This is a genomic window from Myroides fluvii, assembly GCF_009792295.1.
Taxonomy (GTDB): domain Bacteria; phylum Bacteroidota; class Bacteroidia; order Flavobacteriales; family Flavobacteriaceae; genus Flavobacterium; species Flavobacterium fluvii_A.
On sequence record NZ_CP039934.1, the window covers coordinates 2,049,822 to 2,062,998 of the forward strand.

The 13,177-nt window shown below is 35.4% G+C and carries 14 protein-coding genes; all 14 read left to right on the forward strand.

Translation table 11 applies throughout. The features are described from left to right. Positions 1 to 8: 8 nt before the first annotated feature. The 14 genes from secY (at position 9) to FBR08_RS09455 (ending at position 13,176) form a co-directional block, all read left to right on the forward strand. On the forward strand, positions 9 to 1,355 hold the full coding sequence (secY, locus tag FBR08_RS09390; protein WP_002987494.1) for a preprotein translocase subunit SecY: 1,347 nt from the start codon (positions 9 to 11) through the stop codon (positions 1,353 to 1,355). A gap of 5 nt (positions 1,356 to 1,360) precedes the next feature. Then, positions 1,361 to 1,576: a translation initiation factor IF-1 gene (gene infA / locus FBR08_RS09395; RefSeq protein ID WP_002987492.1), complete on the forward strand. Its 216-nt coding sequence runs from the start codon at positions 1,361 to 1,363 to the stop codon at positions 1,574 to 1,576. A 13-nt stretch (positions 1,577 to 1,589) separates the two neighbouring features. Then, positions 1,590 to 1,706 carry a type B 50S ribosomal protein L36 gene (ykgO, locus tag FBR08_RS09400; protein WP_002987490.1) on the forward strand — a complete coding sequence of 39 codons (117 nt, stop codon included), beginning with the start codon at positions 1,590 to 1,592 and terminating at the stop codon, positions 1,704 to 1,706. 2 nt (positions 1,707 to 1,708) lie between these two features. Beyond that, entirely contained in the window at positions 1,709 to 2,083 is a 375-nt protein-coding gene (rpsM, locus tag FBR08_RS09405) for a 30S ribosomal protein S13 (protein WP_115091697.1), read from the forward strand. 11 nt (positions 2,084 to 2,094) lie between these two features. Beyond that, the gene (gene rpsK, locus FBR08_RS09410) at positions 2,095 to 2,478 is read left to right on the forward strand and encodes a 30S ribosomal protein S11 (protein WP_158962485.1); all 384 of its coding nucleotides are present in this window, start codon (positions 2,095 to 2,097) and stop codon (positions 2,476 to 2,478) included. 84 nt (positions 2,479 to 2,562) lie between these two features. After that, positions 2,563 to 3,168, forward strand: a complete 606-nt coding sequence (gene rpsD, locus FBR08_RS09415) for a 30S ribosomal protein S4 (RefSeq protein WP_158962486.1) — start codon at positions 2,563 to 2,565, stop codon at positions 3,166 to 3,168. 25 nt (positions 3,169 to 3,193) lie between these two features. Further along, the gene (locus tag FBR08_RS09420; protein WP_060874048.1) at positions 3,194 to 4,186 is read left to right on the forward strand and encodes a DNA-directed RNA polymerase subunit alpha; all 993 of its coding nucleotides are present in this window, start codon (positions 3,194 to 3,196) and stop codon (positions 4,184 to 4,186) included. A 33-nt stretch (positions 4,187 to 4,219) separates the two neighbouring features. Then, positions 4,220 to 4,699: a 50S ribosomal protein L17 gene (gene rplQ / locus FBR08_RS09425; RefSeq protein WP_158962487.1), complete on the forward strand. Its 480-nt coding sequence runs from the start codon at positions 4,220 to 4,222 to the stop codon at positions 4,697 to 4,699. Positions 4,700 to 4,800: 101 nt separating this feature from the next. Next, positions 4,801 to 5,907, forward strand: coding sequence for a glutamine-hydrolyzing carbamoyl-phosphate synthase small subunit (gene carA, locus FBR08_RS09430; RefSeq protein WP_158962488.1), 1,107 nt, complete (start codon positions 4,801 to 4,803; stop codon positions 5,905 to 5,907). Between the two features lie 90 nt (positions 5,908 to 5,997). Then, positions 5,998 to 7,287, forward strand: coding sequence for a phosphopyruvate hydratase (gene eno / locus FBR08_RS09435; RefSeq protein ID WP_158962489.1), 1,290 nt, complete (start codon positions 5,998 to 6,000; stop codon positions 7,285 to 7,287). Between the two features lie 286 nt (positions 7,288 to 7,573). Continuing rightward, entirely contained in the window at positions 7,574 to 8,860 is a 1,287-nt protein-coding gene (locus FBR08_RS09440) for a citrate synthase (protein WP_158962490.1), read from the forward strand. 190 nt (positions 8,861 to 9,050) lie between these two features. Continuing rightward, on the forward strand, positions 9,051 to 9,965 hold the full coding sequence (locus FBR08_RS09445) for a dimethylarginine dimethylaminohydrolase family protein (protein WP_158962491.1): 915 nt from the start codon (positions 9,051 to 9,053) through the stop codon (positions 9,963 to 9,965). A 10-nt stretch (positions 9,966 to 9,975) separates the two neighbouring features. Further along, positions 9,976 to 10,911 carry a citrulline utilization hydrolase CtlX gene (ctlX, locus tag FBR08_RS09450; protein ID WP_158962492.1) on the forward strand — a complete coding sequence of 312 codons (936 nt, stop codon included), beginning with the start codon at positions 9,976 to 9,978 and terminating at the stop codon, positions 10,909 to 10,911. A 141-nt stretch (positions 10,912 to 11,052) separates the two neighbouring features. Beyond that, entirely contained in the window at positions 11,053 to 13,176 is a 2,124-nt protein-coding gene (locus tag FBR08_RS09455) for a TonB-dependent receptor plug domain-containing protein (RefSeq protein WP_158962493.1), read from the forward strand. Position 13,177: the final 1 nt, after the last annotated feature.

Genomic DNA, 13,177 nt, shown 5'->3' on the forward strand with positions numbered 1-13,177 from the left:
TGAACAGGATGAAGAAGTTTTTTGAAACATTAGCCAGTATCTGGAAAATAGAAGAGTTAAAAAATAAAATCTTAATCACATTAGGACTATTACTTGTGTATCGTTTCGGTACACAAGTAACTCTACCAGGTATTGATGCAACGAAATTGCAAGCGTTGACTGATCAAACGGATCAAGGAATCGGATGGTTAATTAACGTTTTTACAGGTGGTGCATTTGCACAAGCATCTGTTTTTGCTTTAGGTATTATGCCTTACATTTCTGCTTCCATTGTGGTGCAGTTGATGGGAATTGCGGTTCCTTATCTGCAAAAATTACAAAATGATGGAGAAAGCGGTAGAAAGAAAATGAATCAAATTACAAGATGGTTAACTATTGGTATCACCTTATTACAAGGACCGAGTTACATCTATAACTTGTATGTGCAATTGCCGTCAGATGCATTTTTGCTAGGTTTTAATTCTTTCTCATTCTTGTTTTCTTCAGTAATGATTCTGACTGCCGGAACTATCTTTGCCATGTGGTTAGGAGAAAAAATTACTGATAAAGGGATTGGAAATGGTATTTCGTTATTAATTATGGTTGGGATTATTGCAAGACTTCCTATGTCTTTCATCCAAGAATTCCAATCGCGTATTACAGAAAATAACGGAGGACCAATGTTAGTTGTTATTGAGGTAATTTTATGGTTATTGATTATCGTAGCTTGTATCTATTTGACATTAGCTGTACGAAGAATTCCAGTGCAATACGCACGTAGAAGCGCTTCTGGAACTTATGATCAATCCATGTTAGGAGGAAACCGTCAGTGGATTCCTTTGAAACTAAATGCTTCAGGAGTTATGCCAATTATCTTCGCGCAAGCGATCATGTTTGTGCCTGCTGCTGTAGCTGGTTTGTCAACTTCGGATACTGCAAAATCAATTAGTAATACATTCCATAATGTATTTGGTTGGGAGTATAATTTACTTTTTGCTTTATTAATCATTATTTTTACGTACTTTTACACCGCGATTACGGTACCTACTAATAAAATGGCAGACGACTTGAAGCGAAGTGGTGGTTTTATCCCTGGGGTTAAACCTGGATCTGAAACCGCAGATTTCTTGGATAGAATTATGTCGTTAATCACTTTCCCTGGATCGCTATATCTTGCAATTATCGCTGTATTTCCAGCAATTATTGTTAGTATCTTAGGGGTTCAACAAGGATGGGCGATGTTTTATGGTGGTACTTCACTATTGATTATGGTGAGTGTTGTAATTGATACAATCCAACAAGTTAATTCATATCTATTAAACAAACAGTATGATAGTATGATGACAAGTGGAAAAAATAGAAGAGCGACAGCTTAAATTTTATGGCAAAACAATCAGCAATAGAACAAGACGGAGCAATAATCGAAGCATTGTCTAATGCAATGTTCCGTGTAGAATTAGAAAATGGTCACGTTGTTATCGCGCACATCTCAGGTAAAATGCGTATGCACTACATTAAGTTGTTGCCTGGTGATAGAGTGAAACTGGAAATGAGTCCATATGACTTGACCAAAGCAAGAATTACTTATAGATATTAAAGAGGCTATTAAAATGAAAGTAAGAGCATCAGTTAAAAAAAGAAGTGCCGAGTGCATCATAGTACGTAGAAAAGGTAGACTTTACGTTATTAATAAAAAGAATCCTAGATTTAAACAAAGACAAGGATAATTATGGCAAGAATCGCAGGGGTAGACATACCTAAATACAAAAGAGGAGTTATTGCTTTAACTTACATCTTCGGAATTGGTTCTAGTAGAGCCAAAGAAATCTTAGCAGCAGCTAACGTTGACGAAGATAAGAAAGTACAAGATTGGAATGATGACGAGATCGGAGCTATCCGTGAAGCAGTAGGTCATTTCAAAATTGAAGGTGAATTACGTTCAGAGATTTCTTTAAACATCAAACGTTTAATGGATATTGGTTGTTATAGAGGAATCCGTCACAGAACGGGACTTCCTTTAAGAGGACAAAGAACGAAGAATAACTCGAGAACGAGAAAAGGTAAAAGAAAAACTGTTGCTAACAAGAAAAAAGCAACTAAATAATAAGTAGTAATATGGCTAAAGCGAATACAAAAAAGCGTAAAGTTGTTGTAGAAACAACAGGTGAAGCTCATATTAATGCAACATTCAACAATATCATTATTTCTTTAACTAATAAGAAAGGTGAAGTAATCTCTTGGTCGTCTGCAGGTAAAATGGGTTTCAGAGGTTCTAAAAAGAACACTCCGTATGCTGCTCAGATGGCTGCTGAAGATTGTGGTAGAGTTGCACTTGAGGCAGGATTGAAAAAAGTAAAAGTTTATGTTAAAGGTCCAGGAAACGGAAGAGAATCTGCAATCAGATCTTTACATAACGGTGGAATTGAAGTAACTGAGATTATCGATATTACTCCAATGCCACATAACGGATGTCGTCCTCCGAAGAGAAGAAGAGTTTAATTTATAGTATAACCAAAGGTAGGATAGATTATCGGAGGAAAGTGACCTGAATTCATAATCCCTACCTTTTTTTTATTTTGAAAAATGGCAAGATATACTGGTCCACAAACAAAAATCGCGCGTAAATTCGGCGAAGCTATTTTCGGAGATGATAAATCATTCGAAAAAAGAAACTACCCTCCAGGACAACACGGATTAGCTAAGAAAAGAGCTAAGAAATCTGAATATGCTGTTCAGTTAATGGAGAAGCAAAAAGCAAAATACACATACGGTATCTTAGAGAAGCAATTCCGTAATATTTACAAGAAAGCTGCGGCTGCTCGTGGAGTTACTGGTGAGGTATTGATTCAATTGTGTGAATCGAGATTAGATAACGTAGTTTACAGAATGGGTATCGCTCCTTCTCGTAGAGCTGCACGTCAAGTAGTTTCTCACAGACATATCACAGTTAATGGTGAAGTAGTGAATATTCCTTCTTACCAATTAAAAGCTGGTGATAAAGTTGCTGTTCGTGAAAAATCTAAATCTTTAGAAATTATCGAACGTTCGTTATCTAATTCTAGTTCTGTTTACGAATGGATTACTTGGAATCCTGAAACTTTAGAAGGTACTTTCGTTGCTGTACCTCAAAGACTTCAAGTTCCAGAAAACATCAAAGAACAGTTAATCGTAGAGTTGTACAACAAATAATAATTGACATTCAGTCGAAACAAATATGGCAATATTTAATTTTCAAAAGCCCGATAAAGTTATCATGATTGATTCGACCGATTTTAGAGGTAAATTCGAATTTAGACCTTTAGAACCGGGATATGGATTGACTATTGGTAATGCATTGAGAAGAGTACTTCTGTCTTCGTTAGAGGGGTATGCTATTACTTCAGTACGTATCGAAGGAGTTGATCACGAATTTTCTACCATCGCTGGTGTTGTTGAGGATGTTACTGAAATTATCCTTAACCTTAAGCAGGTGCGTTTTAAACGTCAGGTGGAAGATATAGATAATGAATCTGTAAGTATCACTTTTTCAGGGAAAGAACAAATGACGGCTGGGGATTTCCAGAAGTATATTTCTAATTTCCAAGTATTAAATCCGGAGTTGGTTATCTTCAATTGCGAGAGCAGTGTAAGTATTACAATGGATTTAACAATCGAAAAGGGTAGAGGTTACGTTGCTGCGGAGGAAAATAGAAAACCCAATGCACCAATCGGGACAATCTTCACGGATTCGATTTATACTCCAGTTAAGAACGTTAAGTATGCTATAGAAAATTACCGTGTGGAGCAAAAAACGGACTATGAAAAGTTAGTTTTTGATATCATTACAGACGGTTCTATTCATCCAAAAGACGCCTTAACAGAAGCAGCTAAAACACTGATTCATCATTTTATGCTGTTCTCAGACGAGAGAATTACTTTAGAGGCTGATGAAATTGCTCAAACTGAATCATACGATGAAGAATCATTGCATATGAGACAGCTTCTAAAAACTAAATTGGTAGATTTAGATCTTTCAGTTCGAGCGTTAAATTGTTTAAAGGCGGCTGAAGTAGATACATTAGGAGATTTAGTATCTTTCAACAAAAATGATTTGATGAAATTCAGAAACTTCGGTAAGAAGTCTCTTTCTGAATTAGAAGAATTAGTTGCTGTGAAAGGATTAAATTTTGGTATGGATCTATCAAAATACAAATTAGATAAAGAATAATCTAGACCGCTAAAGTCTAAATTCGATAACGCAATGAGACACGGAAAAAAAATAAATCACTTAGGTAGAAAAGCTGCACATAGAAATTCTATGTTAGCTAATATGGCTTGTTCTTTAATTGAACACAAGCGTATCAATACTACTGTAGCTAAAGCAAAAGCATTAAAACAATATATTGAACCATTAGTAACTAAAGCTAAAACTGACGATACACATAATCGTCGTGTTGTTTTCTCTTATTTAAGAAGCAAAGAAGCGGTTACTGAATTGTTCAGAGAAGTTGCTCAAAAAGTTGGAGACCGTCCTGGAGGATACACACGTATCATCAAGTTAGGTAACCGTTTAGGGGATAACGCGGATATGGCTATGATTGAATTCGTTGACTTCAACGAAATCTACAATGTAGCGAAGAAAGAAGCTAAGAAAACTACTCGTAGAGGTAGAAAAAAAGCTGAAACTGTTGACGCTCCTCAAGCTGAAGCTACTACAACTGAAACAGAAACAAATGAATAATAATTCATTATATATGTTTTCATTATAAAATTAAAAGGACATTCTTTTTAGAATGTCCTTTTTTTTGCTTTATTTTTGCATGACTACAATACAACTTACACATGGAATATAAAAGAAAAGAAGACGGTATCATTGTTTTGGCAGATGGCACCGTTTTTTATGGGAAATCAATTGGTATTAAAGGAACAGCTTTTGGTGAAATTTGCTTTAATACTGGAATGACTGGGTATCAAGAAGTATTTACTGATCCGTCATATTACGGGCAAATTATGCTTTCTACTAATCCTCATATTGGAAATTATGGTGTTAATGCCGATGAAGTAGATTCGGATGGTATTAAGATAGCTGGATTAGTATGTAAGAACTTTAGCTACGACTATTCTCGTCCTGATGCAGAAGGTAGCTTATTTGATTATTTGGCCGCACATCAATTAGTGGCTATTTCTGATGTGGATACTAGAGCATTAACTGCTTATATCCGCGATAATGGAGCGATGAACGCTGTTTTGAGCACAGATGGAAAATCGGTTGAAGAGTTAAAAGCTTTGCTAAATGAAGTGCCTTCAATGGAAGGTTTAGAGCTTTCTTCAGTTGTTTCTACTAAAGAACCTTATTTTTACGGTAACCCAGAAAGTAAATACCGCGTATCTGTTCTAGATCTTGGGATTAAAACAAATATTTTGCGTTGTCTAGCTGAACGCGATTGTTATATTAAGGTTTTTCCTTACAATAGTACATACGAAGCGCTGCTTTCTTTCAATCCAAACGGAATCTTCTTGTCTAACGGACCTGGTGACCCACAAGCTTTAGCGGATAAAGGAGTTCTAGCAGTAGTAAAACAAGTGGTAGAAGGTAATCTACCTGTTTTTGGAATCTGTTTAGGACATCAATTAATCTGTTTGTCTCAAGGTGTTGGTACGTATAAAATGTTCAGTGGACATAGAGGGGTGAATCATCCGGTATTAAACTTATTGACTGGTAAAGGAGAAATAACGTCTCAAAACCACGGATTTGCAGTAAGTAAAGAGGCCTTGACGAATCATCCTACCTTGGAAATCTCACATTTGCACTTAAATGACCAAACTGTGGCTGGTGTTCGTATGAAAAACAAAGCTGTTTTCTCTGTGCAATATCACCCTGAGTCAAGTCCGGGACCACACGATTCGAGATATTTATTTGATGATTTCGTTGCAAATATGACTAAATAATAGCTTTGAAAAAGTAAAAATCACAACACAAAGGTCTACGAGAGTCTACTCGACTATTTCAACGACTGATTAATAACACACACTTTAATTATGAGTACAATTTTAAGCGTTCACGCACGTCAAATTTTAGATTCTAGAGGTAATCCAACTGTTGAAGTTGATGTGATTACGAGTAATGGAAGTTTAGGAAGAGCTGCTGTTCCATCAGGAGCTTCTACTGGAGAGCACGAAGCTGTCGAATTAAGAGATGGTGGAAAAGCTTTTATGGGTAAAGGCGTTTTGAAAGCGGTTGAAAACGTAAACACAGTTATTGCTGAAAACATTGTAGGATTAAGCGTATTTGAGCAAAACTATATCGATCAGTTGATGATTGATTTAGACGGTACGCCAAATAAAGGAAATTTAGGGGCTAATGCTATATTAGGTGTTTCTTTAGCGGTGGCTAAAGCAGCAGCTGAAGAGTTAGGCATGCCTTTATATCGCTATGTAGGTGGTGTTTCTGCAAATACATTACCCGTGCCAATGATGAATATCATCAATGGAGGATCTCACTCTGATGCGCCTATCGCTTTTCAAGAGTTTATGATTATGCCTGTGAAAGCTATTACGTTTTCACATGCCATGCAAATGGGAACAGAAATTTTCCACCACTTAAAGAAAGTATTACACGACAGACAATTGAGTACAGCTGTTGGGGATGAAGGAGGATTTGCCCCTACATTAAAAGGGACTGAAGATGCTTTAGATTCAATTAAAGTTGCAGTAGAAAATGCGGGATACCGTTTTGGAGACGAAATTATGTTGGCTCTAGATTGTGCAGCTTCTGAATTCTATGTAAATGGAAAATACGATTACACGAAGTTTGAAGGTGATTTAGGTAAAGTACGCAGTTCGCAAGAACAAGCAGATTATTTAGCTGAATTAAGCGCTAAATACCCTATTATTTCGATTGAAGATGGAATGCAGGAAGATGATTGGGAAGGATGGAAATACTTAACGGAGAAAATTGGAGATAAAGTACAATTAGTAGGAGATGATTTATTTGTAACGAATGTTACGCGTTTAGAAAGAGGAATCAATGAGGGTATTGGTAATTCTATCTTAATTAAAGTAAATCAAATCGGAACATTGACAGAGACAATTGCTGCGGTTAATATGGCTAAAAATGCTGGTTACACCTCTGTTATGTCTCACCGTTCTGGAGAAACAGAAGATAGTACAATTGCAGATTTAGCAGTTGCTTTAAACTGTGGGCAGATTAAAACAGGGTCTGCTTCGCGTTCCGATCGTATGGCAAAGTACAACCAATTACTTCGTATTGAAGAAGAATTAGGGGATATTGCTTATTATCCACAAGAAAAGGCATTTAAAATTAAGTAAGAATAACAAATTGATAAAAAAGCTCCAACTTGTGATGTTGGAGCTTTTTTTGTAAAAAATCTGATTATTTATTATTTTTTTAATAGTATATTGTAGATTGAAATACAATTGTTTATAACAAGATATTTTTATGGAAATTGTGTCGAAAATGTTGTGAATCAATGATTATTAATAGCTTTTATAGCTTGTATGTAAGCATAATATTTCCTATCTTTCCAACTGCAAAAAACATTTTAGATGTTTTAATGATATAAGTAAAAAGTAAAGAAAAATAAAAAATAACAATATGTCTAAAACAGCTTTTATAGAAGTTGATGGTCAAAGACACGAACTACCAGTATTAGTTGGTACTGAAAACGAAGTAGCAATTGATATCTTAAAATTACGTGCATTAACAGGGGCTATCACTTTAGATCCAGGATATAAGAATTCTGGCTCATGCCAAAGTGCAATTACTTTCTTAGATGGAGAACAAGGGATTTTAAGATATAGAGGCTATTCAATCGAGGACCTTGCTGCTAAATCTAACTTTTTAGAAGTTTCTTATTTAATTATTTTCGGAGAGTTACCAACACAAGAACAATTAACTCAATTCGAAAAAGATATTCGCAAATATTCGTTAGTGAACGAAGAAATGAAGAATATCATTGACGGATTTCCGAAAACTGCCCATCCAATGGGAGTATTAGCATCTCTAACAAGTGCTTTAACGGCTTTTAATCCAAAAGTTGTTGACGCAGAATGTGAAAAGAGCTTGTACGAAGCTGTTTGTAAAACAATGAGTAAATTCTTAGTTATTGCAACATGGACGTATAGAAAAGCAAAAGGTTATCCATTGAATTATTACGATAACACAAAGAGCTATGTAGATAGTTTCTTGCAGTTAATGTTTGCTTTGCCTACTGAGCCATATGAAATGGATCCAATTATCAAGAATGCAGTAGATAAGTTGTTCATCTTACACGCAGATCACGAACAAAACTGTTCTACCGCAACGGTAAGAATGGTAGGTTCTTCTCACGCTGGGTTATTTGCTTCAATTTCTGCTGGAGTATCTGCACTTTGGGGACCGCTTCATGGTGGGGCTAACCAAGCCGTACTTGAAATGTTAGAAGCTATTCAAAATGATGGTGGAGATGTTGAAAAGTATATTAATAAAGCAAAAGACAAAGATGATCCATTTAGATTAATGGGATTCGGTCACCGCGTATACAAAAACTTCGACCCAAGAGCGCGTATCATTAAGAAAGCAGCAGATGAAGTATTAGCTAAATTAGGAGTAGATGATCCTGTTTTAGCTATTGCAAAACAATTGGAAGAAGCAGCATTAAAAGATCCTTACTTCGTAGATCGTCACTTATATCCAAACGTAGATTTCTACTCTGGAATCATCTACAGAGCTTTAGGTATCCCAACTGAAATGTTTACCGTTATGTTTGCTATCGGTCGCTTACCAGGATGGATTGCACAATGGAAAGAGATGAGAATCAACAAAGAACCGATTGGACGTCCACGTCAATTGTACGTTGGAGAAGCGCTAAGAGAGTTTGTTCCCATGAACGAAAGAAAGTAATTTTCTGTTCAGTATAAAATATAAAAGGAAATGAGTCAAACTCATTTCCTTTTTTTATTGGTGTCTCATCCTCTCACCGCCTCATCCTCTCATCCTCTCATCCTCTCATCATTTAACTCAAAAAACAAAAAGCCAAAAAACAAACACCAATCAAAAGGGGTTTTACTATATTTGTACAAAATGACAGTATATGTTACAATTAAATGTAAAAAATGAAACCTCTCGTTTGCGGGCTGTGGTCCTAGGCACTGCCGTTAGTAATGGACCCACACCTACAATTGAAGAAGCCTATGATCCAAAATCACTGGAGCATATAAAAGCAGGAACGTATCCCATTGAAGCAGATATGATACGTGAAATGGATGCCTTTAATCAGGTTTTTGAAAAATACGATGTTCAGGTATATCGACCTGAAATCATCGCGGATTACAATCAAATCTTTACTCGTGACATTGGTTTCGTTATCGATAATAAATTTATTAAAGCCAATATACTTCCCGATCGAGACAGAGAATTAGCTGCTATTAACTACGTTTTAGACCAGATAAATCCCAGCGATATTATATCCGCACCAGAGGAAATGCATTTCGAAGGTGGTGATGTAATGTTGTGGAATGATTATATTTTTATTGGATCGTATAAACGCCCCGATTATCGCAATTACATTACAGCTCGTACAAATGAATTAGGTGTTGATTTTATTCGCGAATTATTTCCAAACAAAATCGTAAAGAGTTTTGATTTAGTGAAATCAAAAGTAGAACCAAGAGATAATGCTTTGCACCTGGATTGTTGTTTTCAACCTGTAGGTGTAGATAAAGCCATTATTTATAAAGGAGGTTTTTACGATGAGCGAGAATATCAAACTTTAGTTGATATCTTTGGTGAAGCTAATTTGTTTCAAATTACCAGAGAAGAAATGTATCACATGAACTCAAATATTTTCTCAATCGCACCTGACGTAGTGGTTTCTGAAAGAAACTTTACGCGTTTGAACAATTGGTTGAGAAACCACAATATAACTGTAGAAGAAATTCCATATGCTGAAATTGCTAAGCAAGAAGGCTTATTGAGATGTTCTACACTACCTTTAATAAGAGATTAATTTGAATAGTATGAAACAGATAACAAATAATATTCTGATGATTCGTCCTGTTGCTTTTCGCATGAATGAGCAAACAGCAGTGAATAACTATTACCAAAAGGTATTAGACAATTTAACACCAGCAACAGTAAACGCAAAAGCACAACAAGAATTTGATGCTTTTGTTGAAAAATTACGCGCAGTAGGTGTAAACGTTACGGTAGTAGATGATACAGTCGATCCGGATACTCCAGATAGTATTTTTCCGAATAACTGGATTTCTTTCCACGAATCAGGAGAAGTTGTTTTGTATCCTATGTTTGCAGAAAATAGAAGGTTAGAAAGACGAGAAGATATCTTGGATATTTTAGAAGAACAAGGTTTCGAAATCAACGATATCTGGGATTATACCTCTGCAGAAGAAGATGATTTGTTTTTAGAAGGAACAGGAAATCTTTTGTTGGATCGAACAAATGAAATCGCTTACTGTGCTTTATCTCCACGTGCAGATGAAGGATTAGTGATTGAGTTTTGCGAAGATTTTGAAATGAATCCAGTTATTTTTGAAGCATTCCAAACCGTTGATGGAGAACGTAAAAATATCTATCACACGAATGTGATGATGTGCTTAGGTGATACTTTCGCTGTTATTTGCGCCGATACGATTGACGATAAACAAGAGCGAAAAATTGTGCTAAATCACTTGAAAGAATCAGGAAAAGAAGTGGTGCTGATTACAGAAGATCAAGTGAATAATTTTGCAGGTAATATGTTACAAGTATTAGGTGCAAATGAACAGAAATACTTAGTGATGTCTACACAAGCTTTTAATAGCTTGACAGATGGGCAAATTAAAATACTTGAAAAACACGCAACAATCCTACACAGTAGCTTGGATACTATTGAAGCATGTGGGGGTGGAAGTGCTAGATGTATGATGGCAGAAGTATTTTTACCTAAAAACTAGAAGCTCAACGTATAATAAAAAAGCGAAGTGGATTACTTCGCTTTTTTTTATAGAAAATATATTATTTAAAATCAATTTAAATAATATATTTTCTTATATTTGCAATTAAGAATCTATCTAAATAAAAGACTTTACATATAAATGAAACGTTCACTACTGCTTGCAACAGGTACTTTACTTACTTTAAGTTCGACTGTAGTTGCTCAAACAAATGAGACGCTGAAAGAGCCAGAACAAAAATTGGAAGAAATTGTGATTTCTGGTCAATATAATCCTCAATCTATCAATAAAGCTGTCAATAATGTAACGATTCTAAATAGACAAAGAATTGAGAATTTAGGTGCTGTCACGCTTGCAGATGCGCTAAATCAAGTCATGAATATTTCAATCTTACCTAATGCAGGTACAGGGCGCTCAACCGTTAAGATGTTCGGTTTAGATGCTCAATATTTCACTATTCTAATTGACAATATACCCATGATTTCCGATGAGGGTTTTGGTAATAATACAGATTTGACGCAAATCAATCTCGATGACATTGAGCAGATTGAAATTGTTGAAGGCGCTATGGGAGTCGACTACGGGGCAAACGCAGTAACTGGAATTATTAATATCATTACAAAAAAGAATAACATCAACGATTGGAATGTTAACTTTTTTGTACAAGAAGAAACCGTAGGAAGTGAATATGATTTAAAAAATAAAGGAAAGCATATTCAAGGAATTACAATGGGGCATAATATTAACGACAATTTATATGCTAGTATTTCCTATACTCATACCGATTTTAAAGGATGGTATGACGATAGAAAGGGATTTACGTATTATGGGGATGAAGAAAAAAGAGGACATGAATGGTTGCCAAAGAACCAGAATAATGTCAAAGGTTTTCTAAATTACCACCACAAGTCTTACCGCGTATATTATAAGTTCGAATATTTTGATGAACGCATGAAAGATTATGCGAAGCTCTTTAATATAAACGAAGATCCAATTTTTGAAACAATAAACCCAGTAGCAGTTGATCGTATCTTAAATACAAAACGTTGGGCCAATGTATTGAATACCTCTGGTAATTGGAATGATTGGATGCGTTTTGATTTGTCTTTCTCTTACCAAAAACAAGAAAGAGAAACCAATAAATACAGATATCGTATTATGTACGATGAGAAATTTGATAAGAGCTCTTTTAAAAGCGAAAGTAGAGAAGTGTTTTTCTCAAGAGGTACTTTTAGTGACTTTATTAAGTTAGAAGCAGCGAAGTTTCAAGTGGGATACGAAATAGCTTATACCAATGGCTATTCCGCTATGTCAGAACAGCTAGCTGAGAATCCACAGAAAAAAGCATTGGGAAGTTATGATTTCTACGCCTCTTCTGAGATTAATGTATTGCCAAGATTAATGGTGCGTCCGGGATACCGCTTGATGACATCCAATACTTTTGACAGTCAACACGCTTTGAGCTTGGTCTTAAAATATGTACTGCCTGGTGATTATGAGATCAGAGGTACAATTGGTACTTCTCCTCGTTTACCTAATTATGAAGAACTGTATACTTACTTTGTAGATGTAAATCACGATTTGCAAGGAAATGAAAACCTAAATCCGGAAAAAGGGAAAACTCTATTTCTGAATTTAAAGAAAACATTTGCACTTGGCGATAATATGGAGTTGAGTAATAGCTTAACAGGACGCTACTTGGAAGTTTCAGATAAAATTGACTTAATTGAAGTAGTAAATCCAGAAGGACTAAAATTTGTTTATGAAAATACAGATCTATACCGCAATATAGGCGCTACGTTTTTGACACAATTAAGTTGGAATTCTTTTGATGTAGGTCTTGGTTTTACCATGTCAGGCGTATCTCAAGAAATGTATAAAGCACCAAAAGGAACAGATAAGTTCTTATATACACCTGAAGTAACGGCGAATATCAATTATCGTTTGAACAAAACTGGGACAAACTTCTCGCTCTATTATAAATTTAATGGAGAAGAAGAACGATTCAAAAAAGGATCCGATGAATTTGGAGAGTACTATGCAAAAGGGAAGCAAGAAAGCTATTCTTGGTTAGACTTTAGTGTAAGACAACCGTTCTTTAAAAAGATGCTGTATGCAACAGTAGGAGTAAGAAACTTATTTGATATTAAAGATATTCGTTCAACGACAAGTGGTGCCACTGCACACACAGCAGGATCAACGACAAATCCCATTGGATATGGAACGAGTTTCTTTATTAAGTTACAATATAAATTAGGATTTTAAT

Bases quoted from the DNA above. Each gene is read 5' to 3' on its own strand.
- FBR08_RS09420 (WP_060874048.1), top strand. From the start codon at position 3,194: ATGGCAATATTTAATTTTCAAAAGCCCGATAAAGTTATCATGATTGAT.
- FBR08_RS09455 (WP_158962493.1), top strand. From the start codon at position 11,053: ATGAAACGTTCACTACTGCTTGCAACAGGTACTTTACTTACTTTAAGT.
- carA (WP_158962488.1), top strand. From the start codon at position 4,801: ATGGAATATAAAAGAAAAGAAGACGGTATCATTGTTTTGGCAGATGGC.
- secY (WP_002987494.1), top strand. From the start codon at position 9: ATGAAGAAGTTTTTTGAAACATTAGCCAGTATCTGGAAAATAGAAGAG.
- FBR08_RS09445 (WP_158962491.1), top strand. From the start codon at position 9,051: ATGTTACAATTAAATGTAAAAAATGAAACCTCTCGTTTGCGGGCTGTG.
- rplQ (WP_158962487.1), top strand. From the start codon at position 4,220: ATGAGACACGGAAAAAAAATAAATCACTTAGGTAGAAAAGCTGCACAT.
- rpsD (WP_158962486.1), top strand. From the start codon at position 2,563: ATGGCAAGATATACTGGTCCACAAACAAAAATCGCGCGTAAATTCGGC.
- ctlX (WP_158962492.1), top strand. From the start codon at position 9,976: ATGAAACAGATAACAAATAATATTCTGATGATTCGTCCTGTTGCTTTT.
- FBR08_RS09440 (WP_158962490.1), top strand. From the start codon at position 7,574: ATGTCTAAAACAGCTTTTATAGAAGTTGATGGTCAAAGACACGAACTA.
- eno (WP_158962489.1), top strand. From the start codon at position 5,998: ATGAGTACAATTTTAAGCGTTCACGCACGTCAAATTTTAGATTCTAGA.
- rpsK (WP_158962485.1), top strand. From the start codon at position 2,095: ATGGCTAAAGCGAATACAAAAAAGCGTAAAGTTGTTGTAGAAACAACA.
- infA (WP_002987492.1), top strand. From the start codon at position 1,361: ATGGCAAAACAATCAGCAATAGAACAAGACGGAGCAATAATCGAAGCA.
- ykgO (WP_002987490.1), top strand. From the start codon at position 1,590: ATGAAAGTAAGAGCATCAGTTAAAAAAAGAAGTGCCGAGTGCATCATA.
- rpsM (WP_115091697.1), top strand. From the start codon at position 1,709: ATGGCAAGAATCGCAGGGGTAGACATACCTAAATACAAAAGAGGAGTT.